Raw genomic sequence first — 24,741 nt, forward strand, 5'->3', positions numbered from 1 at the left:
TTATATGTTTTGGGGTCCCCGCAAAGTTTTTGAGTCATCACCTACGCTAAAGCCCCACTTTGTGGGGTTATTTTGGCATAGTTGACCTTGTGAGGTTATAGGTCCTTGTACATCCTTAAGCGAATGCGTATAATGGTTTTGTTAGGGTTTTGTTATTGTTGTTTGCTGGATTAGTTATGTAATTTGAACCAGGGAGAAGGCCGAATGAGAGCAGCACGCAATCACAACTGGTGGTCTTATATCGAGGACATGTCCATGGAGCGCAAGCTGTTCCTGGTATTTCTGGTCATTATTACGCTCCCGCTGTCCTTCATCAGTGTGATCAGCTTCAAGAGTTATTCCGAATCCATCCAGGCGAACACGATCGCCTATTCCGAGAAGCTGATTGATCAAATGATGGATTCCATCGATGATTACATAGAAGATATGAAACGGATTTCATCCATGCCCGCCTACGTCAATGAGATTAAGCAGAACCTGATCCGCTCGAACCGCTATTATGAGCAAAAGCAGATGATGGAAGGCAAGCAGGACACGGCTCAGGTGGCTCCCGGTGATTTGGATCTCCTGCTGTCCATTCAGCGCGGCATCGAAGAGAATATATCATTTATTAACAATATTAAGCGGGGAACCAATTCGGTCTATATTTTTGATGCCTACGGGAATGGTTATTATTCTGCCAAGGATGGGGGAGTCCGGCTGGATCTTCAGCAGAGCTACAGGTTCTGGAGCGAGCAGGTAAAGGGCTCCGGCGGAGAAGCGACCCTGCTGGGAACACAGGCATATACAAGCAATTTGCAGAGTACCCGATATGCCTTTACGGTGGTGCGTCCCATTCTGGACGGGCTATGGAAGCCAGCCGGCCTGATCGCAGTGGAGGCTAACTTCAGTAATCTGGAGAATCAGGTGGCGGAGCTGGACAAGGTGACCCGGGGGAAATCTATCCTTGTGGATCAAGCGGGCAAAGTCATCTATGACAGTGAGCAGAAGCTGCTGACTGCGGATATTTCCCGGTCCTCCTTATTCCGTGCTGCGGAAGGGAGCTCCGGGAGCTTTTATGACACCGTATCCGGCAAAGACCGGCTTAATATTTATTCAAGCTCAACCAAGACGAATTGGAAGGTGATTATTTCCATACCGGTGGACGAATTGACCCGTGGAGTGAAGCTGACCCGCAATGCAACTATAGGTGCTACTCTAATCATCATTGTGCTGGCCCTGATCATTTCGCTCATTCTGTCGTTTGCCCTGACCAAGCCGCTAACCCAGATGATCCAGCTTATGAAAAAGGTACAGAACGGCGACCTTGATGTGACCTTCCGCATTAAACGCCGTGACGAGATTGGTCTCCTGGGGCATCAATTCAACCGGATGCTGGCCCGTATTCGTCAATTGATTCAGGATATTTATCAGATTGAGGAGCAGAAGAAGGAGGCGGAGCTGCAGGCGCTTCAGAGCCAGATCAATCCGCATTTTATCTATAACACGCTTGAAACCATCCGGATGACCGCAGAGATTAATGATGATGTGGAAGCCGCTGACATGATCTCCATTCTGGGGAAGCTTTTGCGCTACAGCACTAGTGACTTGAGCGGCTGGGCGACGATGAAGCAGGAGATGCTGTATGTGCGTAACTACGTGGAGCTGCTGGGCAGCCGGTATCCTGGCAGATTTGAGCTGACGATTGATGTTCCAGAGGCGCTTGACAGCTATTCCATGATTAAGCTGGTGTTTCAGCCGATTATTGAGAATGCTGCGTATCACGGGCTGGATGATACCAAGTCCCGGATGCAGCTGAGCATCAAGTGTGAGTATACAGAGCAGAAGCTTCTGTTCCATATCCGTGATAACGGCTGCGGAATGGATCAGGTTACACTAGATAAGCTAAGGGAGCGGCTCCGGCACGAGCTCCCCCCGAAGAAGAGCATTAATGGAGGGATTGGCATGGCCAATGTACACCAGCGCCTTCAGCTTCATTACGGTCCGGCCTATGGGATTGAGGTGTTCAGCAAGCCGGGCGAGGGTACGGATGTAATCTTGTCATTACCGCTGCCGGGGCTTGCCGCCGGGAATGGAAGGGAAGATCCTTTTAAGGAGGAATGAGCTTGAGATCGAGGATTATACGCTTTCCGGTGTATGCTGTACTGCTGCTAATGCTGCTCCTGCTGGCAAGCGGCTGCAGCAGCTGGAGCAGTAGAGGGCCGGCATCGGTCCCGGCGGCTTCTGCCGGAGAGGAAGCGGCTTCCGGGCTGTCCGGGACCATCGTGATGCTGACGAACCGGATTGACCTGATTGAGAATGGGACCTTCAGGGACTACGCGGATGAATTCAGGAAGCGGTATCCTGAGGCGCATGTGGAATTCGAGGGGCTGTCTAACTATGCCACGGATATCCTGGTCCGCTTGTCCACCAAGGATACAGGGGATGTGCTGTTGCTGCCGGTCAATCTGCCTGCGAAGGAGCTGGAGCTTTTCTTCGAGCCTTTGAGCGGGGAGCTGGCGGCGCAGGAGCGATTCACGACCTTTGCAACCTTTGGCGGCAAGCGATACGGCCTGTCTACAGGTACGACTACGAGCGGAATCGTCTACAACAAGAAGGCTTTTGAGCAGGCGGGAATTGAGCAGGTACCGCAGACGCTGGATGAGTTCTACGCGGCCTGTGCCAAGCTGAAGCAGGCGGGCATTATCCCGCTGTATATGAATTACGGGGCAGTCTGGCCGCTGCGGGAGTGGGGTAATAACCTGGTTAATTATATGACGGGGAACCCTGATTATTTGAATGATATGGTCCATGAGGACAGCCCTTGGCAGATCGGTAACGAATGGGGGCAGGCTCTGGGAATTGCCAGGACGATGCTGGCCAAGGGCTATGTCGAGGAACAGCTATTCTCCAACAGCTGGGAGATCTCCAAAGCCAGGCTGGCCAAAGGAGAAGCGGGCATGTATCTCCAGGGGAACTGGACCATCCGGCAGATTATGGATGCAGGTGCTTCACCAGAGGATATCGGCTTCTTTCCTTTTCCCTATGATAATCACCAGGTCCACTATGCTGCGCTGAATCCCGACTGGTTCATGGGGGTTAGCAGGTACAGCCGCAATAAAGAGTTTGCGATGGCTTGGCTGGAGTATTTCACTACAGAAACGTCGTATGCGAGAGATTGGGGATTTCTTCCGGCGAAGGGTTCGGACGAACCCGCTTTACAGCAATACAGCGAGTTCCTCTCCTATCACCCAAAGCTGGTTGAGGCTACGGTGCAGACGGATGCTTTCATTGATCTGGCGAACCGGACGAAGCTGAGCTTCTGGTCGGGCGATTATATTCAGGATGTGCTCGCGGCACCGGATCTGCAGAAGTCCTTTGACCAGTTGAATGCGAAATGGAAGGAAGCGCGCATGAGTCAGCAGTCTGTCCCGTAACCGCCGGGGTCTGCGCAGTAAGCAAGATCAAATTCTGGAGGTAGTGTTGTGGCCAAAAAAGTAACGATGCAAAAAATAGCCGATCATCTTGGGGTCTCCAAGTTCGTCGTATCCAAATCGCTCTCCGGCAAGGAGGGGGTCAATGAAACCACTCGTGAGCGGGTGATTCAAGCCGCCTCTCAGCTTGGATATTTTACCCAAAAAAACGCCTATGTGCAAAGTCCCAAGCGCCGTTCTCTGTCTGGAGAGCAAGACCGCAATAAGCAGTCCGTGCTGGTGCTGATGCCCAATATCCGCTCTCAGACCCAGGATTCACTATATTGGGGCAAAATCGTAGATGGCATTGCGCTGGCGCTGGATCAGGAGGGGCTGGGCATGGTGATCATCTCAGAGCACCGGGCCGATAATTTCGTAAATGTCCTTAATCCGGACGGCCTGCTCGGTCTGATCGGAGTTGGGCAGATCTCCACCTCACTGCTGCTAGAAGTGCATCGGATCGGGCTTCCGCTGGTCATGATCGACCATGAGGATGCTTTAATTCCGTGTGATACTGTATTTGCGAATAACATCGATTCGATGACCCGGCTCGTCAATCATCTGATTGGCACCGGACATACGTTATTTCACTTTGTCGGCAATATCCGTTACTCCCGCAGCTTCCGTGACCGCTGGATCGGGTTCCGCAGCGCGCTGGAGGAGAGTCAGCTGAAGACCCCGGCTATCGATGATGAGCTGCTGCTGGAAGGGATGTATGACGAAGCGCTCCGTGAAGAATTCAGACGCTGGGTCGCCGCACGACAAGAGTCGGATACCTTGCCCACTGCGCTCGTATGCGCGAACGACTTCACCGCTCTTGCTGTTAGCGAAGTGTTGCGGGAAGCCGGGCTTGCTATTCCCGCTGATATTTCGGTCACAGGCTTTGACAATATCGAGGATTCCCTGCGGGGGGTTACTCCGCTTACAACCGTGCATGTTCCTAAGGAGGCTATGGGCCGGGCAGCTGTAGAGAAGCTGCTGAACCGTATCCAGAATCCCGCTGTACCGCTGGAGAAAATTCTGATCTCCGCAGATATCGTCCACCGCGACTCTGTGGGGAATCCCCGGGCTTGAAGCAGCAAAATAACCCCACAAAGTGGAGCTTTAGCTTAAATATAAGAATTTATATGTTGCACACGATAACTTATCCTTCTATTTCTCGCTAAAACGGTACCGTCCTCTAAAAGGACGGTACCGTTTCCGCTTGTTTGCGTTATTTCAATTGCAGGTTCCGTTCGATCAAAGCGATACGCTGCTGTACGCAAGCATAGGAACGAAGCGGATCTTCAGGAGTATTCACGACATAATCCAGCAGTTGATCTATGGTAGTGGTGGCTACATGGATACGGGTATCGGAGGAGGCGTAATAGATGAAGACCTCGCCGTTATCACGGGCGATTATACCGTTGCAGAAGACAACGTTAGATACGTCACCGACGCGTTCTTCGCCGTCCGGAGCAATGAAATGCCCGCCTGGGGCATGAGTTACGCGGTTAGGCTCCGCAAGATCAGACAAGAAGGCATACAGCACATAGCGCAGTCCGGCAGCGGTGCCCCGGACACCATGGGCGATGTGCAGCCATCCGAGTGGAGTTCTGACCGGGGCCGGGCCTTGGCCGTTCTTCACTTCTTTGATGGTATGGTAGTAGCGCTGGTCTATAATCGTCTCGCGGGTGATAACAGCGTTCTCAATCTGCTCCGATAAGCCCCAGCCGATGCCGCCGCCAGAACCGGCGTCAATGAACCCGTCCTGCGGGCGCGTGTAGAAGGCATACTTGCCGTCAACGAACTCTGGATGCAGGACCACGTTGCGCTGCTGGGCGGAGCCGGTCTTAAGATCGGCGAGACGCTCCCAGGTCTTGAGATCCTTGGTGCGGGCAATCCCGCACTGGGCAATTGCGCTGGACAAATCACCAGGGGGAGCGTCCGGGTCCTTGCGTTCGCTGCAGAACAGGCCGTAGATCCAGCCGTCTTCATGCTGCACAAGGCGCATATCGTAGACGTTAATATCCGGGTCTGCGGTCTCGGGAAGCACTACCGGGTGATCCCAGAAGCGGAAGCCGTCCACCCCGCTGCTGCTCTCGGCAACAGCGAAGAAGGATTTGCGGTCATGGCCTTCCACACGGGCAATGATGTAGAATTTGCCGTTCAGCTCAATGGCGCCGGGATTGAATACGCCGTTCACTCCGATTCTCTCTGCGAAATAAGGGTTACTCTCTTCATTGAAGTCGTAACGCCAGATCAGGGGGGCGTGCTCCGCAGTGAGCAGGGGATACTTGTAGCGGTCATATATACCGTTGCCGTAAGGCAGCTTCTGATTGGTGCGGCCGATGAGAGCTTCATAGCGCTGCGTCAACGCCTGCTTCCGTTGTTCAAAGATTGTGCTCATTAAATAATCTCCTCTACATGTAATGGTTCGCCAAGCCGTCTAATCATCTCGAAGCAGGCCCGGCTGTTATGATAGGGACATTTCCAGGCGCTCACCTTGGGAGTATGAGCCAGCGGCTGCAGGGATTCATCTACACCCCAGTGCCATTCGCCCAGCTTATGATCAATAATATATTTCTCTGTGAAGCTCCATGAGTTCTCAGCGGCTTCCAGGAACCGCGAATCTCCGGTTAACTGATACGCATTGTAGAATCCTACCATGGCTTCAGCCTGCGGCCACCAGTCTCTGGACTCATGGGCTTTATCGATGAAGCCGCTACGATCGGCCTCATTCCAGATTCCGCCATCCACTTCAATCCCCTCTGCCAGCGCGGCTTCGGCCATCGACAGGGATGCCTTGCGCACACGCCCAAGCAGCTCCTCGTCCCCAAGGGTCTCCGCAGCTTCATAGAGCAGCCAGCTTCCTTCTATGTCGTGGCCGAAGGAGATAAGCCCTGACTTCACCCGCCACTCTTCATCCATGAACAGATGGAAGTGCTTGCCGTCCGAATCCAGGATATGCTCCAGCATGGTTTCGATCAGCTCAGCGAGCTTGTGCCCCAGCACTTCTGACTTCCACACCCGGTACAAGCCGGTGTACCCTTCCAGCACATGCAGATGTGTATTCATGGATTTCTTCTCATTCATATCCTTCGCGCTGAGACTTAGGGAGTCGGTCATCTCCCACTCCCGTGACAAGGCTTCGATATACCCTGTGTGAAGAGGGTCATAACCGTACTTCTCAATCAAATGGAACAATTGGGTTGCTTGTCGCAGGACGTCTTCCCGGCCGGTGGCATGATGGTACTCAGCCAAGGCATAGATGACAAAAGCGAGTCCGTAGATTTGCTTCTTAGGCTGGGAAGCAGCGCCGTGTTCATCCACCATCCAGAAGAATCCGCCAAATTCGGGATCTGTGAAATACTGAATGAGATAATCATAGGCGCGTTCCGCCATAGTCAAATATTCTGCCGTTCCATAGATTCTGTAAGCACTTGCAAATGTCCAGAGAATCCGTGCATTCAGTACAAGGCTTTTGTCTGCACCGGGTATCACCTGCAGCTGGTTGTTCATCTCACCGATAAAGCCGCCATGAGTTTCGTCGATGGTCTGCTTCATCCAGAAGCCGAGAATGTTGTCTAACAGCTCAGCTTCCAGCCGGGTGCGCCACACTTCGGTTGCATTGTTCATCCTGTTCTGTTCACTCCTTAATATTGCTTGCTGGTATGGGAGTTGTCTTTTTTATAATTGTTATTATTATGTTAGTGTATAATAATAACTATATATAACCATGTTATAACCCTTTTCGGGCTGGAATTCAAGCGGGAAATGGATGAAGTAAATTGAAGACTATAAAAGTGGATATGGACACATTTTCTATTGGATCTGTAAAGTTTATAATTATTGATAACGCTATCATAGCGGATCAAATGACGGGGGCGATAAGGTGGTAATCCGGATCATGATTGCGGATGATGAGGAAGTGATCCGCCGCGGGCTTGAGAAGATTGCTTCCAGAATGGATGTGGAAGTTAGGGTAATCGGCTCATACGGCAACGGGCTTGAGGCCTGGAACCATCTGCAGGAGCTAAGCCTGGAAGAGATCGATCTTCTTATTACAGATATCAAGATGCCAAGAATGGATGGATTCAAGCTGATTGAAGAGGCGAGAGCGCATCTCAAGCAGTTGCCAATAGCTGTACTGAGCGGCTTCAGTGAATTCGACTACGCCCGTAAGGCGATGCGCTTCGGTGTGCTTGATTATCTGCTGAAGCCCATTGATAAGGCCCAATTATATGATCTGCTCAAAAGCGTAGAAGCGACTAAGCAGACGCCTGCGGCTGCTCTCCCGGAAGAAGTACCGCATCAGCCTTCTGAAGGCGGGGAGCATTATGTGGTAGAGCAGATGAAGAGTATTCTTCAACTGGAATACGGGCTTAATTTCGAGCTTGAGCGGCTGGCTGAGGCCGTGGGAATGAATGCGAGTTATATCAGCAGGCTGTTCAGGCATAAGACAGGGCAGACCATTACGGACTACCTGATCAGCATCCGCATTGTGGAGGCCAAGAAGATGCTGCTCCATCATCCGGACCTGAAGAATTATGAGATTGCTGACAAAGTCGGCTACAGTGATCCGGTCTATTTCAATAAGCTGTTCAAAAAGATGTGCGGCATGACGCCCAAGGAGTATAAAGGCCGGTACAGATCATAAGCTTGCGTCGCACTTTACAGGAAAAGAGACCATTGGCACTACCATTTCACTTCTTCAGGGAGTGACAGGGTAGTGTTTTTTATTAATTAGGAAATAAGATTTTCGTCCGATGGGGATAGGATGTGCGGTCATGTTGGCCGAATGTAATCGAAAAACCGATCACAATTGGACCGGACGGATGGCGTAAAGTAAGTTGTGTACCAAGATTTGGAGCCTAGTCAGGCACCAAAAAAGTAGGGTATCCTCGGGATTGCGAAACCACCAAGGAGGAACCCTACCAATGAATATTTTACCCGAAAGTTCTCTGAATAATCTATTTGAAAAACTTGTTAAAGATTTTGTGAAAGACAACATGGAACGCCTGTTGCGCGCCGAAATCCAGGGGTTTATGGAGAGTGAAGAAGCCGGCGCCAGCAATAGTCGCAATGGCTACTATACGCGAGACTTACACACGAAATATGGCCATATCGAGGATCTTCAGGTGCCCCGGGACCGCCAAAGCCTTTTCCAGACGCAGATGTTTGAGCCGTACCAGCGGCGGGACGGATGGTTAGAAGAGGCCGTCATCCAAATGTATAAATCGGGCATGGGTACGCGGGATGTGGCCCGGTTCATTGAAAGTATGTTTGGCAGCCACTACTCCCCCACCACGGTCAGCAATATTACGGCTACAGTGCTGGACGATATCCACCAGTGGCAAAAGCGGCCACTGAGCAAACGGTACTCTGTGATCTATTTAGATGGGCTGTACGTGAAGCTGAAACGGGGCACGGTTCGTGGTGAAGTGGTCTACTTTGCGATGGGAATTGACGAGGAGGGACAGCGTCAAATTCTCGGGTTCTACGTGGGTGGCCAAGAGAGTTCGAATGGCTGGCGGGAGGTACTCAAAGACCTGTACGACCGCGGAGCGCAGGAAGTCCTGCTGGGTGTGTTTGACGGACTGCCGGGGCTGGATGCGGCGTTTAAAGAGACCTATCCTCAGGCGGATGTACAGCATTGCGTAGTGCACAAAGTGCGGGCCACGTTCCATAAAATCCGGATGGAGCACAAAACCGATGTCATGGAGGCGTTGAAAACCATATATACGGCACCGGATGAAGTGGTAGCCCGGGCTAACTTTGATACGGTCAAAGCGAAGTGGAACAAGCTGTATCCGAAGGAAATGAGGTCCTGGGAGGAACAGTTATCCACACTCCTGACGTTCTACAACTATCCGCTGTCGATCCGTAAAGCGATCTACACGTCGAACCCCATCGAGCGGATGAACAAGGAAATCCGCAAGCGTCTGAAACCGATGAACAGTCTGACAAACATGGATGCCGCAGAGAAAATCGTGTACCTGGAGATGCTGGAATACAATGAACGTCATGCAGGGCGGGTCGCCCAAGGCTTTGGAGTGGATGCCGTTAAAAAGAAGCTAAAAGTGCTATTCGAAACACGCTACCCCTCTTTGCCCACACCGGAAGAGGCGTAACAGAGAAATCCAGTTTCTGGGGGTCGGGGTTCCCCCTTCCCCCAGAAACACTACATCCCAACCCGTAACCCGGGGGAGGCACTTCTACTCTTTTACACAAACTTCTTGACGCTACCACCGGACGTGCTGCGTCGGCCGAATGTAATCGAAAAACCGATCACAATTGGACCGGACGCGCAGCGTCGGCGGGATGTGGTCGAAAAACCGATCACAATTGAACTGGACGCGCAGCATCGGCCGAATGTAATCGAAAAACCGATCACAATTGAACTGGACGTGCTGCGTCGGCCGAATGTAATCGAAAAACCGATCACAATTGAACTGGACGCGCAGCGTCGGCCGAATGCAATCGAAAAACCAATCACAATTGGGCCGGACGTGCTGCGTCGGCGGGTTGTAATCGAAAAACCGATCACAATTGGACCGGACGCGCAGCGTCGGCGGGATGTGATCGAAAAAACCGACTACATTTGGCGATGTGCAGACGTTTTGTTTTTGCTTTCAAAATATTTTATATAACAAAAATAACAAATAGAAGACCAGAAAAAGCAATTTAAACCATCGTTTAAAGCCAAAGCAAAGTCTATAATGGCAGTGTAAGCGATAACAACATGCAATTTAAGTGTATTTTGGAATGGTTAGGGTTCTATTTGTTAGGTGGATCATTATGTTGTTATTGTTTTGTTATTAATCTATTTCGTTCTAAATGAAGAGAGGGGTCAGAAATATGATGAAAAAAACCAAAGCAGTTACCGGGTTGGCAGCGCTGACACTGATGGCCGGGCTGTTCTCCGGCTGTGCATCTGACAACAATAACGCCACTAATGCGGCAGCAACCAATGCAGGCAGCAACACAGGTACCACTGCGGAGGCAACAGCCGCTCCAGAGGGAGGTGCCGCCAAGGATCTCAAGGGTGATATTACGGTGATTACGCAGCGGACGGATATCGTGGATACCGTGTTCAAAGACTACGCCGCCAAGTTCAATGAGAAATATCCGAATATCAAAGTGAATTTCGAAGCCTTATCCAACTATGAGGATCAGATCAAAATCCGCATGAGCACCAGTGATTACGGGGATGTTCTGCTGCTGCCTACCAGCGTAGCGATCAAGGATCTGCCGGACTTCTTCGAGCCGCTGGGTAAAAAGTCTGACCTGGAGCAGCAATATACAGGCCTGGAAGAGCGGACAGTAGACGGGATTTCCTACGGCATTCCGATTACGGTTAATTTCTCCGGCGTGATCTACAACAAGCAGGTCTTCAAGGATGCCGGAGTGACCGAGGTTCCAAGAACCTTTGACCAGTTCTCCGCCGCACTGAAGAGCATCAAGGAGAAGACGGATGCCGTCCCTCTCTACACGAACTATGCTGCGGGCTGGACGCTGACCCAGTGGGAAGCGGATCTGGCTACCGTTGCCGGAGACCGTGAATATGTCAACATCGGCCAGGTGGCCTCCGACGATAACTTCGTTCCAGGCCAGCCGCACTACGAGCTGTACAAGGTAATGTACGATGCGGCCAAAGACGGTCTGATTGAAGAGGACCCTACTACAACAGACTGGGAATCCTCCAAGGCAGATCTGGCGAACGGTAAAATCGGTACCATGATGCTTGGCTCCTGGGCGATCGGTCAGATCAAAGGGCTCGCTGCCAGCCCGGATGATATAGGCTTCATGCCATTCCCTACCAACGCCGACAAGATCCTGGTGCCTCTGTCTGACGACTATAATCTGGGGGTTAGCATTCACAGTAAAAACAAAGAGGCCGCCAGAGCCTGGGTAGACTGGTTCATCAATGAATCCGGTTATCCGACAGTGGAAGGCGGGGGCATGAGTCCGGTAAAAGGAGCCGAATTGCCTGGAATTCTCAAGCAATTTGCAGGCACTGACATTACTTTTGACACGCTTGCTCCAGCCAAAGCCGGTGAAGAGGGCTGGGTGGATGCCATTGATAAAGAAGCTGAAATCGGTCTCTGGCAGCCTGACTTCAAGAAAGTAATTATCGAGGCGGCGATTGGCAACCGCAAGCAATCCTATGATGACATTATGAAAGAACTGAATGATAAATGGAAAGCAGCCAGAGCCAAAATTGTGACTGCCAAGTAAATTAAAGAACAAAAGAAAGGGGAGATGCCGGTAACGGCATAATCCCCTTCACTTTTGCAGGGATGGAAGCGGACTTAAGAGCAGTAAGTTTTCTGGAGGTGTGGAGAGTGCCCAAATTGTCTAACATGAGCTATAAAAATCAACGGATTTTGATCATCTTTTTATTTTCACTAGTACCCGTAGTTCTGCTGCTGACGTTCTCCTATTTACCTGTGCTCAAAATGTTTCAGTACAGCTTCACCAGCTGGAACGGGCTAAGCAAAAATATGGAGTATATCGGCTTCGACAACTACAAGACGATCTTTACCAAGCCGGAGTACTTCGCCGTATTCAAGGTCAGCTTGTATTACTTTTTTGCCACCTTTGTCCAGATGGGACTGGCGCTTTATTTTGCCACGATTCTGAGCTTCAATGTCCAGATGAAGAACTGGTTCAAGGGGATTCTGTTCTTTCCGACCTTGCTGAACGGTGTGGCGATCGGGTTCATCTTCCTGTTCTTCTTCAAGCCGGAAGGCACTCTTAATACCATTCTTGATCTGCTTGGACTCGGGGCGCTGCAACAGAAATGGCTGCTGAATCCGCAGCTCATTAACATCTCTCTCGCTTTTGCCTCGGTATGGAGGTATATGGGGATGAACTTTATTATCTTCCTTGGCGCAATTTCCTCGATCGGCAGCGATATCTATGAAGCCTCGGAGATAGACGGCGCTAACCGCTGGCATCAGTTCCGGCATATTATCATCCCAAGCATCAAGCGTATCCTCCAGCTCAATCTGATCCTCGCGGTCAGCGGGGCCATCGGGGTGTTTGAGATTCCGTACGTTATGACCGGCGGCTCCAACGGCAGCGGCACTTTTGTCATCCAGACCGTCGATGTGGCCTTCAAATACAGCAAGCTGGGGCTGGCTTCTGCAATGGCTGTGGTACTGCTGGGTATCGTTGTTCTGGTTACCATTCTGCAGCGCATTCTGATCAAGGAGGAGAAATAGAGCGATGCATACCTTGAAATACAACCTGGCGGGCTTCTTCAAATATCTCTCCCTGGTGCTGGGTGCGCTGATGGCGCTGATCCCGATTGTCGTTGTCTTCTTCGCCTCCTTGAAGACCAATGCTGAGTACGCTTCAACCGGTCCGCTGACCCTGCCCGAGAACTGGCTGAATTTCGCCAACTACACCAAAGCCTTCGTAGACGGGAACATGCTGCTCGGCTTCATGAACACGATCATTATCGTCCTTATTTCCATTGCGGGCGCTACGCTTACCGGCTCGATGATGGCTTATATTCTGGCCCGCTTCAAATTCAGAGGCAGCAAGGCGCTGATGGGGGCTTTTCTGCTGGCTACGCTGATTCCCGGAGTAACTACACAAGTAGCAACTTTTCAGATTATCAATGCTCTGGATTTGTTCAATACCCGCTGGGCGCCGATTCTGATGTATCTGGGGACCGATATTATCGCTGTCTATATCTTCATGCAGTTCCTGGACTCGATCTCTGAATCGCTGGATGAATCCGCAATGCTGGATGGTGCCTCCTACTGGACGATCTACTGGAGAATCATTCTTCCGCTGCTGAGTCCGGCCATTGTGACGGTGATCATCGTGAAGGGTGTTAATATCTACAATGACTTCTATACCCCGTTCCTGTATATGCCAAAAAGCAGCCTGCAGGTCGTATCTACCGCACTGTTCAAATTCAAAGGACCCTACGGCTCCCAGTGGGAGGTTATCTGCGCCGCGATTATGATCGCCATCATTCCGACGCTGATCGCGTTCGTAGCGCTGCAAAAATACATTTATAACGGCTTCGCCCAAGGGTCGGTCAAATAAAGCGGCAAGCCGGGGAGCAACACACCACCGCAGCGGCTGCTGCAACTATCATTGGAGGGATTCTATTATGAGAGAAGTTAAACTGACGGCCAACCAGAGTCTGCCGAATATGCCTTGGCAGGACAGACCTGCCGGGAATGACAATCCGGTCTGGAGGCATAGCGATAACCCGGTGATCAAGCGCAATCCGGCGAAGGGGGTCGCCCGCATCTTCAACAGCGCCGTGATCGCTTACGAGGGCAGCTTCCTGGGAGTCTTCCGTGTGGAGGATCACACGACCCGCCCCCATCTGCGGATGGGCCGCAGCGCGGACGGCCTGGATTGGGTCATAGATGAGCAGCCGATCCAATTCACAGACGAGGCAGGTAACCCTTACATGCCGCGTTACGCGTACGATCCCCGTCTGGTGAAGGTGGAGGATACGTATTACATCATCTGGTGCACAGACTTCTATGGAGCAGCCATCGGCGTAGCGAAGACACAGGATTTCAAGCATTTCATCAGTCTGGAGAATCCGTTCCTGCCGTTCAACCGCAACGGCGTGCTATTTCCAAAGAAAATAGGCGGCAATTTCGTCATGCTCTCCCGTCCAAGCGATAGCGGACATACGCCGTTCGGTGATGTCTTCCTGAGCGAGAGTCCTGACTTCGTATACTGGGGCAAACACCGTCATGTCATGACCAAGGGCGGACAAGGCTGGTGGCAGAGCACCAAGATCGGCGGCGGACCTGCGCCCATTGAGACCTCGGAAGGCTGGCTGATGTTCTACCATGGGGTTACCGGGACCTGCAACGGTCTCGTCTACAGCATGGGCGCTGTGATTCTGGATGCAGATGAGCCTTCGAGAGTGAAATACCGCTCCCGGAACTTCGTGCTGACCCCGGAAGAATGGTATGAGGAAAGAGGCTTCGTCAACAATGTACTCTTCCCTTGTGCTGCGCTGAGCGATGCGGATACCGGCCGGATTGCCATCTATTACGGGGCTGCGGACACTTATGTCGGCGTTGCCTACACCACTGTCCAGGAAATCGTCAATTACGTTATCGAGACGCATGAAGAGATTGGCGATGATGCCGGCCCTGGTAAGATCTAGACCTGTCCGCCACCCGACGTAATTTGCTGCATACAACAAAATCACAGCCACCAAGGAGCTGATGGTATATCATGAATAGGGTCATGAATACCAAGAATACATAGAATCTGGCGGTGGTTTTTTGAGCAGGTCAACAGTTCGGAGTACCTCTATTCTTTCTCGGCTGCATCCCTCCAAGTCGCTGGGGATGCGGCTCTTTCTGGTTTTTTTCATCGCGACCATGGGAATTGTGCTGTCTCTGGGTTATATTTCTTACGCTGTGGCCAGACATACGATTGAGAACAATGCATTGTCTGCTAATCAGCAGACTGTGGAGCAGACGGCTGAGAAGCTGGATGTCGTCCTGCTGCGCTATGAAGATAATCTGGGTCAGCTGTTCTACAATGAGGATATTCAGCAGGCGGTCGCACTGGCAGGCCCTGCTGCAGCAGATCCTGCGAAGCGTACAGAGCTGTCCACGACGATTAACGGGGAGCTCGATCAATGGCTCTCGGCTGTACCCGGCGTGCAGGCAGTGTATCTGGTTCCGCTGGATGAAGCGTTGCCCGCAGCCGGAGCTGGTGAAGTGGATAATGATTTCCTGGCGGCTATCCGTGATGCAGCATGGTACAAGCAGCTGCAGGAGAAGCCGCAGAGCCGGTGGATTACCGAAGCGCTGAAGCAGGGAGAGGCTGAAGGAGTGGTGCGTTTCGCTAAGTCTGTGGCGGCGGAAGCGGGTCACACCGGTTATCTGGCGGTCTGCGATATTAAGAGTACAGAGCTTGACAGCCAGCTGAAAATGGTTGATCTGGGTCAGGGTTCCTATATCCAGTTGCTGACTGCCACAGATGAGCTGATTGCCTCTTCCCAGCAAGAGGAGACGGACACCTATCTGCGCCTGGGGGGAACCCTGTTCAAGGGATTAAGCGACACCTCCGGCTCCCTGCCGACCAAGGATGAGAAGGGCAGATCCATTCTTGCGGTCTACGGTACGCTGCATACCTCCGGCTGGAGACTGCTCGGTGTGGTGCCTTCCGGCAATCTGACCAAGGATGCGGGACGGATCCTTAACACGACCTACATAGCGGTGGCCGCCGCTGCTGCCGTTGCCGTACTGATAGGACTCTGGATGGTACGGATGGTCTCACGTCCGCTCTCACGTCTGCGGGATCTGATGGTCAAGGGGGCAGACGGGGATCTGCGCGTACGTACTGATGTCGTCACCCGTGATGAGATAGGCCAGCTGTCCGGCTCCTTCAACCTGATGATGGAGCAGATTACAGAGCTGGTCGCCCACACCAATGAGACCGCGCGTGAGGTTACGGAAGCAGCGGAAGCCCTTGGCAATGCCTCGCGGGACACAGCGGTGGCAGCGAAGGATATTGCCGCAGCCACGGAAGAGATTGCCGGCGGTGCCGGCAGCCTCTCACTGGAGGCGGACCGGGGGAATGAGATGACGGCTCAGATCTCGGAGAAGATGGAAGCTGTCATTGCAGTAGCCCATGAGATTGGCGGAACTGCGCATAGCGTGGAGCAAGCCAGTGCGGAAGGGGTAGTCAAGCTGCAGGAGCTGCTGGGCAGAACGCAAGAGACTGGCGACAGGACAGGCAAGCTGGTCCTTAAAGTGAATGAGCTTAAGGATACCGCCTCATCGGTCATTCAGGTGCTGGAGGTCATGCAGAGCATCACCCAGCAGACCAATATCCTGTCGCTGAACGCTACTATTGAAGCGGCTCGGGCAGGCGAAGCGGGCAAGGGCTTCACGGTTGTCGCTGATGAAATCCGCCAGCTGGCGGAGCAGTCCAAGCGTTCCATTGCCGTGGTGGGCGAGATTACGGACCGGATCATGCGGGATATGCATGAGACGGTAGACGCCTTGTCCGAGGTTGCGCCGCTGTTCGGGGAGCAGATGGATTATGTTCAGAACACCAGTGAGATCTTCATTAGTGTACAGGGGCAGATGCATCAGCTGATTACCAGGCTGGATTCGGTATCTTCTTCGATTGACGGCCTGAACCACTCGCAGCAGATCTTGTCAGAGACGATAGGCAATGTCAGCTCGTTCGCCGAAGAATCCTCGGCCGCCTCTGAAGAGGTAGCCTCCCTTACCGGAGAACAGGAGAATGTAAGCGAATATCTGGTTACCCTCTCCAGTAAGCTGGAGAATGCCTCCTCAAGACTGCGGGAGCGATTATCCAAGTTCAACGTGTGATCCGTTCATAAGCCCCGCCTTTCCCTAGAGGGAAGGCGGGGCTTATATGTTTTGGGGCCCCCGCAAAGTACTTGAGTTATCATCGAAGCTAATGCCCCACTTTGTGAGGTTATTTTGATTCATGAGGTGGGTATAATATTAGCCATGGTTCTGCAGCCCACTGGATGGAGGAATAGCAATTGCACAAGCTGATTCATAGACGTATCTTTTGGGGATGCCTGATCCTGTGTATGCTGCTGGCAGGCCTGATGATCAGGCTGGCCTGGGTACAGCTGCTGCTGAAGGATAGTGTAGTAAGCGGCACCCGTTACACAGTAGCTCAGATGGCAGAGCTGCAAAGTGAGCGGGAGACGGTGTTGGACAGCGGAAGAGGACGGCTGTATGACAAACATGGAAGGGCGCTGGCTGGAGAGACGGTCTGGACCGCTGCGCTGTTCCCGCCGGAGGAAGAGCTTCACCGGCATCATGGTGCCGGTGAATATAACGATGACCAGCAGCTTCACCGTCTGGCGGAGATTCTTGGCGTCAGCTACAGCCAGCTGCAGGCAAGACGGCTGGGATTGAAGGAGCCGTTGCTCTGGCCTTCCGGCCAAGGCACGGGGCCGCTGGCCCTGACCCTGCCGCAGGCCAGAGAAGTGGAGGCACTTGCGATTGAAGGTGTCCGGGCGCTGCCTTTTGCCCGCAGATATAACGGGTCTGCATCCGGCCGACAGTGGCTCGGTTATCTGTCTGAAGCTTCAGGAGAAGCTGTCACTCAATCCCCTACAGGGCTGAGAATTCCAAGAACCGGCACAGACGGGCTGGAGAAGACGCTGGAGCCGCTGCTGCAGGGCGTGGGGCACACGGAGGCCGTTGCCCAGGTTGATGCGCGCGGCAAACGGGTTCCGGGAAGCCCGATCACAGTCAAGGCGCCGGGTAACCCCTATTATCCGCTGTCACTATATACCACAATTGATCTGAAGCTTCAGGAGAGCATTGAGCAGCTGGCGGCGGAAGCCGGGGTGAAGGAAGGGGCGATTGTGGTAATGGACAGCCGGAGCGGTGATATCGCAGCGATGGTCTCCTTGCCGTTCTACAATCCGCAGCAGGTCTCACCGCAAGGGGGAGAATGGAACAACCGTGCTCTTCAAGCGGCCGCCCCGGGCTCTATCTTCAAAATTGTTACGGCCGCTGCCGCACTTGAAGCCGGGCTGACCACACCGGAGGAGCCTTTCTTCTGTGCAGGGGCATATGGGAAATACGGATTGTCATGTCCCCACGGCAAAGGACACGGCGTCCTTACGCTTAAGCAAGGGTTCGCCGTGTCCTGTAATACTGTATTTGCTACGCTGGCCGAGCGGCTAAGCGGTGTGAAGCTTCAAGCTACCGCCCTTGCCCTTGGACTGGGCCGGAGCATTGGGTGGCAGGCGGAGAATACGCTCGGTCTGCCGTTGCTCCGGCCGCTGGCCGGGGAGCAGCCGGGAACCATCTTCACCACGCTCCTGCCGGATGACGGCGGGGCGAGAGTCCAGACGGCGATCGGCCAGCGCGATGTGCGAATCACTCCGCTGCAGGCGGCGAATCTGGTCGTCACACTGCTGCATGGCGGTGAGGTGAGAGCGCCGCGGATTCTGCAGCGGGTTGCTTTTGCCAATGGACAGACGCTTAAGGAGCTTCCGGGACATCTGGCGCCAGCGCCGGAGGGCCGGATCGCTCCGGCCACTGCCCGTGTGCTGCTGGGCATGATGCGCAGCGTAGTCTCAGAGGGCACAGGCCGGATGCTGAAGCCTTCCGCTTGGCCGCTCGCCGGCAAATCAGGCACGGCCCAGACGCTGGAGCATGGCACGCCGCGCAACAATCAATGGTTCATCGGCTATGGTCCGGTTGACCATCCGAAATATGCGGTGTCTGTGGCGATAGAGAATGTGGCTCCAGACAGTCCGCAGGCCGCCACCCGCCTGTTCGGTCAGGTGTTCGAGCTGTTGTCGGGGCTGGAAGGCGGATCAACCGGGGCCTGAGGGCCTGGACCGGCCGGACTGCCGCTTATGGGAGCGCCTGCCGTAGAGGTTCCCGAGGCCGCGAAGGGCGAGACGACGAACTCCTCCTGCGGCAGATAGATCCACTGCTGGAGATATCCCTGCTGGAGCAGCTCCTTGAGCAGAATCAGCAGAATCGGCGACAGAATGAGTCCTGCTATCCCGAACAGGGAGGAGGACAGAATCACGAAGGAGAGCATCAGGAAGGCAGAGGAGACACCGATCGAATTCCCTGTGATTTTGGGCTCCAGCAGCTGTCTAACTACCATTACTACAGCCAGCAGAACGATGAGCCCGATAGCAAGCGAAGTATTTCCGACAATGAACAGATAGATGATCCAAGGGATCAGCACCGCAGGTACTCCAAGCAGCGGCAGCAGATCGACCACGGCGCAGACCAGCGCGATGGTGAGTACATTGCCCGTCCGAAGAATCAGCAGGCCAGCCAGAATAATGACGAAGGTGATGCTGATCAGGATCATCTGTGCTTTGATATAAGAACCGATAGCCTTGAACACATTGCCCTGCAGGAAGGCATAGGCGGTCTTGAACGTCTTCGGCAGCTTCTCATGGGCAATTCGGCGCCAGTCCTTAATCTCCATGCTGAGGAAGAAGGCGAGAATGATCGCAATCCCGAAATTAGCCATAAAGGAAGAGAAGGAGCCAAGCACTCCGACCATATACTTGAAGAAGGCGACCATCCACTTCGAGAGAATATTGGTGGCATCTGTGAAATAACCGTTCAGCTTATCCGTCACATCGGATGGAAGCGAATCGATTTTGTGCTGAAGATAGGTCGTAGTCTCTGCGAAATGCTGCTGGACCACGTATGTATATTTGGGCAGATTATTCTGAAGGTGAATCGCCTGGGTCGTAATCAGCAGTCCGGCACCGAACAGGACGCCCAGCAGAATGACCAGGAAGAGCACCACGGAGATCGCGGAGGCGAAGGGCTTGGCCATCCCCTTGCGGTTCAGGAAGCGGGCCAGCGGCTCAATCAGCAGAAATACAAAAAAGGACAGGAACACCGGCGCAGCCAGCTCGTACAATTTACTGAAGCCGAGCATCACTAAATATACGGTTAGAACAAGCAGCCCAATGTCGAAAAAGGTGCGCCAATATTTTCTGTACAGCGGCAGCATAGATTTAAACGACCCCTTTGTGAAGATGAATTTGTAACCTGCACTTCAACTCATTGTACACGATTTTAATAAAAAACGTCTATTTCTTTGGCAGCTGTGTTAAACTAGGAGGTGATGTTTTTTAAAGCTGTCGCTTCTACTTACTCTACTTGGCCGTATCACATCTATCTCCTAACAGACGTAAGGCGAGCCAAAGTCAACTCTGGAAAAGCGGTGATTGTACATGCAGACTTTGCTGCTCTGGCTATTTTATATCTCTACCTTTTATGCTTTTATTCCCGGTATGATCAGCCGTTTATTTGGTTATCGTGTCTTCCGCAAAGGAATTGGGCGTACGGATTACGGCCTGACCTTTGACGACGGGCCAGACCCGCATTATACACCGCTGCTGCTCGATCTGCTTAAACGCTACGATGCGAAGGCGACCTTTTTTGTCGTTGGCTCGCACGCGGAGCAGCACCCCGAGATCATCAAGCGAATGCATGACGAAGGGCATTTGATCGGAATTCATAATTATGTGCACAAGACGAACTGGCTGATGCGTCCCGCCACGGTGAGGAAGCAGATTGACCGGACGGACGAGATCATCTTCTCCATTACCGGCGAGCGCAGCACTTATTACCGTCCTCCTTGGGGAATCGTGAACCTGTTCGACTTCTCCAAACGCCGTCAGGTGCAGATTGTGCTGTGGTCGGCGATGTTCGGCGACTGGAAGGAGAAGCTTGGAGCGGAGAAGCTGACCGAGAAGCTCATTGCAAAGCTCGGCCCGGGGGAGGTGCTGCTGCTGCATGACTGCGGTACGACGATCGGCGCTGATCCGAATGCACCGGAGCATATGCTGATTGCGCTGGAGCGGATGCTGGCCGAGGCCGATCGGCGCGGACTGCACAGCGTCCGGATTGACGAGATGATCAAGGCGGTGCAGCGCTCCCCGATTACGCATTTGTCCTTCGGCAAGCGGCTGCTTGTCGGTTTATGGCTGGGCTGGGAGAAGCTCTTTCAGCTGCTGTTCCAGATCAAGACAATCTCGCAGGAAGACCCGTTCCTGCATTACCGGCTGCGCAAGTACCAGGGCAGAACGGTCCACATGGATAATGGCGAGACCTTAAGCAAGGGCGACAAGGTGATCGAGCTGCATTTCGATAACAGGCAGCTATTCGAGCTGGGAGTTCATTCCCGTTCCACTGCCCAGCTTGCGATCCGCCTGATCCGCCGGATGGAGAAGGATCTGCCGGTGCTGGCCAAGCGGATTTGCGGTGATGTGGAGCTAGCTGAAGCCAAAGCGCTCTACGGAGTCAGCATGATCAACCGCGGGCCGGAGAAGTTCGGCTTCATCGTACTGGATCTGCCCAGCGGACTGTTCGCCAGCAGCACCAAGTTCTACCTTAGTATTCTCATGAGTGTGATTCATCCGTCAGGCGGCTCAAGACTTAAGGAACGCAGTGACCAACTGGTGCCCAAGATGATACTGATGCCGGTATCGCAGCTTCTGGACCAGATGAACCGTCAGCTTCCGCACAAGCATGTGGAGCGGGTACACGAAGAGGAACGGACGCTTGAAGCTGAGCTTCCCGGAGCAACGGTAGTTCATTGAAGACGAAGCATACACAGTTTAATGCACTTATATTGATTACAATCTCCGCTGGCCTATCAGGGCTGGCGGTTTTTTAGTTCCTGCACATGATGCAACATTCTTCTCCTCAAAGCTTCAATTCCTGCAACAAAAAGAGCAGCTCCGGCCGCATTCGCGGTTGGAGCTGCTCATATCATCATTACATTTGCTTAAGGCCGCGGCTCTAACGATTAGATCTTCAGCACGCCGCCCTTGCTTGCATTGGTAACCAGCTTGGAGTAACGGGCCAGATAACCGGTCTTCACCTTCGGCTCGAATTCTTTCCAGCCCTGGCGGCGGACCGCCAGCACTTCCTCGTCAACCAGCAGCTCGATCTTGCGGTTATTGAGGTCCAGCTCAATAATATCGCCATCCTCTACAAAAGCGATCGGGCCGCCCTCAGCCGCTTCCGGCGAGATGTGGCCGATGCTGATCCCGCGGGAGGCACCGGAGAACCGTCCGTCCGTGATCAGGCCGACCTTGGCGCCCAGGCCCATACCGACGATCTGCGAAGTCGGCGCCAGCATTTCCGGCATGCCCGGTCCGCCCTTCGGACCTTCATAACGGATAACGACCACATGGCCTTCTTTGACCTTGCCGTTCGCGATACCTTCCAGTGCTTCTTCCTGAGAGTCGAAGCAGATGGCAGGTCCTTTGTGATAGCCGCCAACAGAAGCATCCACGGCACCCACCTTGATGATGGAGCCTTCCGGCGCCAGGTTGCCGTAGAGTACAGCCAATCCGCCAACTTGGGAATAGGGGTTGTCGATGGTATGGATAACAGATGTATCCTGGATCTCATGGCCGGTTACATTCTCGGCCAGTGTCTTGCCGGTAACCGTCATGCAATCCCCGAAGATTGCGCCCGGCTTCTTCAGTAATTCGTTCAGCACGGCGCTTACACCGCCCGCCCGGTCCACATCTTCGATGAAGATATCGGAGGCCGGAGCCAGCTTGGCCAGGTAAGGAACCCGGTTGGCTACTTCGTTGATGCGTTCCAGCGGATAATCGATTTCGGCTTCCTGAGCAAGTGCCAGGGTATGCAATACGGTGTTGGTCGAGCCGCCCATTGCCATATCCAGCGCGAAGGCATTGTCCAGCGATTCCTGGGTTACGATATCACGCGGCTTCAGGTCCAGCTTGATCAGCTCCATGAGCTGGGTTGCTGACTTGCGGACGAAGTCTCTGCGTTCTTCGGCTACGGCCAGGATGGTGCCGTTGCCCGGAAGCGCAAGGCCCATAGCTTCAGCCAGACAGTTCATGGAGTTGGCAGTGAACATGCCGGAGCATGATCCGCAGGTAGGACAGCCGTATTGTTCGAGTTCGAGCAGCTCAGCATCGTTGATCTTGCCGACCTGATGCGCGCCAACGCCTTCAAATACAGAAGTGAGGGAGAGCTTCTTGCCTTTGCTGTCTACGCCGGCCTTCATCGGCCCGCCGCTGACGAAGATTGTCGGGATGTTGACGCGCAGTGCGCCCATCATCATGCCCGGGGTGATTTTATCACAGTTGGGAATGCACACCATACCGTCGAACCAGTGCGCGGATACTACCGTTTCCAGAGAGTCGGCAATGATCTCGCGGCTTGGCAGCGAATAACGCATACCGATATGACCCATGGCAATCCCGTCGTCAACGCCGATCGTGTTGAATTCGAATGGAACCCCGCCGGCTTCACGGATGGCTTCCTTCACGATTTTGCCGAATTCCTGCAGATGCACATGACCCGGAACAATATCGATATAGGAATTGCAGACCGCGATGAACGGTTTGCCGAAATCCTCTTCTTTAACGCCTGCTGCCCGCAAAAGGCTGCGGTGAGGAGCGCGGTCGAAGCCTTTTTTGATCATATCTGATCGCATTTTCTTGTTTGCCATGATGACTTTTCCCCCTAACAATATTGGTAAAGCGAATATAGTGCCGCATTAACGCATTGCAATCCCGAAATATACGTATCTGCGGTGATTGGTTACGAACGTTAATAGAGAGTCTATCACAAAAATCCTGTTTTTTCTACCGGGCAGTGTGAAGTTTGTCGGGGGGTCACGCATGTAAAGTCTGGGCTAATATACAGAAAGAAGCCTATTCCGTATAGGATAGACTTCGGCAAATTGATATAGAATGCCAGCTTCATTCTATAGAGAGCGCCGGATGGCGGCACGCTGCAGGGAGATCATCCACTCTACGGACGGCTCCACGAGCGGGTTCAGCAGCCGTCTGACCGCAGGCTGGGCGAGCAGCACCGTACATCCTACTGCACCAGCGAGCAGCAGCGCTGCTCCGGCCGGGTTGCCGATATAGGTATACAATCCGGAAATCACCGCCGTGCGGACCACAAAGCCATGCAGCAGAAAAACATAGAGGGTCCGGCGTCCCAGGCCGGTCATGCGGCTTAACCCGTAAGGCACCAGACCCAAAAATGCCAGGGAAGCGATGAATTGCAGGCCATAGACCGCGAGCCGGAACAGCCCCGCGTACCATTCATGGGCGCCAAGCTGCATATAAGTCATACTGCCGTATAGCCAGCCTATGGGGAGATTACCGTCAAGCAGGCTGAGAGCAAGGAGCAGCAGGAGCGAAGCGGTGGCGGCAATGCTTTTGACATACCGCTGATACAGCTTCACGAATGCCCCGAAGGAGAAATGGTATCCGATCACAAAAAAGGGCAGATACACAAAGGTGCGGCTGATGCTGAACCAGATCCCGTCTAGTTGCAAATAACCTACGGCGACCCCTGCGGTAACAGCGAAGGCCAGCTGGGCGCTGCGGGTCCAGCGGCTCATGCCCAGCATCAGCAGGCGCCAGCAGATGTGGCTGGCCAGGAACCAGAGCAGCAGATAAGGAGCGAAGAAGGAATGCTGTATATTATTGACATGAAACAGGGAGGCGTCAAGTAGGGAGTAAAGGCTCTGAAAAATAACATATTGCAGGGCAATCTGCAGCAGCACCTTGCGCCCAGGTGCTCCATGCAAGCTTGAACGGGCAAAGTATCCGGTTACCAGCACAAACAGCGGCATATGAAAACTGAAGATCCATTGGTAAAGCGTGTGAAGTCCGCTCATTTCCTGAATCAGGGGTTCGATCGCATTGGCCACGAAGACAGTTACAATAAGCATGAAGCGCAGATTAAGAAAAAAGGTCTCTCCGCGCGCGTCCAGCGGGCTTTCCCGGGGCATGACGTAACCTCCA

The 24,741-nt window shown here is 53.2% G+C and carries 18 protein-coding genes; 13 read left to right on the forward strand and 5 right to left on the reverse strand.

What is annotated here, in order from left to right; translation table 11 throughout:
- The first annotated feature begins 204 nt into the window (after positions 1-204).
- The 3 genes from MKY86_RS06945 to MKY86_RS06955 are packed head-to-tail and all read left to right on the forward strand — an operon-like array spanning position 205 to position 4,526.
- Positions 205-2,103: a cache domain-containing sensor histidine kinase gene (locus tag MKY86_RS06945; RefSeq protein ID WP_076079660.1), complete on the forward strand. Its 1,899-nt coding sequence runs from the start codon at positions 205-207 to the stop codon at positions 2,101-2,103.
- 2 nt (positions 2,104-2,105) lie between these two features.
- On the forward strand, positions 2,106-3,416 hold the full coding sequence (locus MKY86_RS06950; protein WP_083685201.1) for an extracellular solute-binding protein: 1,311 nt from the start codon (positions 2,106-2,108) through the stop codon (positions 3,414-3,416).
- A gap of 48 nt (positions 3,417-3,464) precedes the next feature.
- Complete coding sequence (locus tag MKY86_RS06955; RefSeq protein WP_076079658.1) at positions 3,465-4,526, forward strand: LacI family DNA-binding transcriptional regulator; 1,062 nt, start codon at positions 3,465-3,467, stop codon at positions 4,524-4,526.
- A gap of 139 nt (positions 4,527-4,665) precedes the next feature.
- On the opposite strand, the gene MKY86_RS06960 is transcribed toward MKY86_RS06955, so the two are convergent.
- Positions 4,666-5,841 (reverse strand): glycoside hydrolase family 130 protein, encoded by a 1,176-nt coding sequence (locus MKY86_RS06960; protein WP_076079657.1) that lies wholly within the window; start codon positions 5,839-5,841, stop codon positions 4,666-4,668.
- Positions 5,841-7,070 (reverse strand): AGE family epimerase/isomerase, encoded by a 1,230-nt coding sequence (locus MKY86_RS06965; RefSeq protein WP_076079656.1) that lies wholly within the window; start codon positions 7,068-7,070, stop codon positions 5,841-5,843. Before MKY86_RS06965 ends, MKY86_RS06960 begins: the two co-directional genes overlap by 1 nt.
- A gap of 271 nt (positions 7,071-7,341) precedes the next feature.
- On the opposite strand from MKY86_RS06965, the gene MKY86_RS06970 reads away from it, so the two are divergent.
- From MKY86_RS06970 to MKY86_RS07010, 9 genes are all read left to right on the forward strand, one after another.
- Positions 7,342-8,091 carry a response regulator gene (locus tag MKY86_RS06970; protein WP_076079739.1) on the forward strand — a complete coding sequence of 250 codons (750 nt, stop codon included), beginning with the start codon at positions 7,342-7,344 and terminating at the stop codon, positions 8,089-8,091.
- Positions 8,092-8,371: 280 nt separating this feature from the next.
- Complete coding sequence (locus MKY86_RS06975; RefSeq protein WP_340826667.1) at positions 8,372-9,565, forward strand: IS256 family transposase; 1,194 nt, start codon at positions 8,372-8,374, stop codon at positions 9,563-9,565.
- Positions 9,566-9,688: 123 nt separating this feature from the next.
- Positions 9,689-10,084 (forward strand): hypothetical protein, encoded by a 396-nt coding sequence (locus MKY86_RS06980; protein WP_340826668.1) that lies wholly within the window; start codon positions 9,689-9,691, stop codon positions 10,082-10,084.
- Positions 10,085-10,295: 211 nt separating this feature from the next.
- Positions 10,296-11,672: an ABC transporter substrate-binding protein gene (locus MKY86_RS06985; RefSeq protein ID WP_076082728.1), complete on the forward strand. Its 1,377-nt coding sequence runs from the start codon at positions 10,296-10,298 to the stop codon at positions 11,670-11,672.
- Between the two features lie 107 nt (positions 11,673-11,779).
- Positions 11,780-12,661 carry a carbohydrate ABC transporter permease gene (locus tag MKY86_RS06990; protein WP_076082627.1) on the forward strand — a complete coding sequence of 294 codons (882 nt, stop codon included), beginning with the start codon at positions 11,780-11,782 and terminating at the stop codon, positions 12,659-12,661.
- Between the two features lie 4 nt (positions 12,662-12,665).
- The gene (locus MKY86_RS06995; RefSeq protein ID WP_076082629.1) at positions 12,666-13,499 is read left to right on the forward strand and encodes a carbohydrate ABC transporter permease; all 834 of its coding nucleotides are present in this window, start codon (positions 12,666-12,668) and stop codon (positions 13,497-13,499) included.
- A gap of 67 nt (positions 13,500-13,566) precedes the next feature.
- Positions 13,567-14,592: a glycoside hydrolase family 130 protein gene (locus tag MKY86_RS07000; protein WP_076082631.1), complete on the forward strand. Its 1,026-nt coding sequence runs from the start codon at positions 13,567-13,569 to the stop codon at positions 14,590-14,592.
- 121 nt (positions 14,593-14,713) lie between these two features.
- A complete protein-coding gene (locus tag MKY86_RS07005) occupies positions 14,714-16,783 on the forward strand; it encodes a methyl-accepting chemotaxis protein (RefSeq protein WP_143803844.1) in 2,070 nt (689 codons plus the stop codon).
- Between the two features lie 179 nt (positions 16,784-16,962).
- Positions 16,963-18,780, forward strand: a complete 1,818-nt coding sequence (locus MKY86_RS07010) for a penicillin-binding transpeptidase domain-containing protein (protein ID WP_143803845.1) — start codon at positions 16,963-16,965, stop codon at positions 18,778-18,780.
- Here the strand turns inward: MKY86_RS07010 and MKY86_RS07015 are convergent.
- On the reverse strand, positions 18,729-19,940 hold the full coding sequence (locus MKY86_RS07015) for an AI-2E family transporter (protein WP_076082636.1): 1,212 nt from the start codon (positions 19,938-19,940) through the stop codon (positions 18,729-18,731). The two genes, MKY86_RS07010 and MKY86_RS07015, sit on opposite strands and share 52 nt — an antisense overlap.
- 223 nt (positions 19,941-20,163) lie before the next feature.
- Here MKY86_RS07015 and MKY86_RS07020 point away from each other — a divergent pair, with 223 nt between their 5' ends.
- Complete coding sequence (locus MKY86_RS07020) at positions 20,164-21,534, forward strand: polysaccharide deacetylase family protein (RefSeq protein ID WP_076082638.1); 1,371 nt, start codon at positions 20,164-20,166, stop codon at positions 21,532-21,534.
- A 209-nt stretch (positions 21,535-21,743) separates the two neighbouring features.
- Here MKY86_RS07020 and ilvD read toward each other — a convergent pair whose 3' ends face one another.
- Both ilvD and MKY86_RS07030 read right to left on the reverse strand, forming a co-directional pair.
- Positions 21,744-23,429, reverse strand: coding sequence for a dihydroxy-acid dehydratase (ilvD, locus tag MKY86_RS07025; protein WP_036722581.1), 1,686 nt, complete (start codon positions 23,427-23,429; stop codon positions 21,744-21,746).
- 258 nt (positions 23,430-23,687) lie between these two features.
- Positions 23,688-24,728, reverse strand: a complete 1,041-nt coding sequence (locus MKY86_RS07030) for an acyltransferase family protein (RefSeq protein ID WP_076082640.1) — start codon at positions 24,726-24,728, stop codon at positions 23,688-23,690.
- Positions 24,729-24,741: the final 13 nt, after the last annotated feature.

The sequence above is a fragment of the Paenibacillus sp. FSL R7-0333 genome (assembly GCF_038000365.1).
In the GTDB taxonomy this organism is placed as follows: Bacteria; Bacillota; Bacilli; order Paenibacillales; family Paenibacillaceae; genus Paenibacillus_AQ; species Paenibacillus_AQ silagei.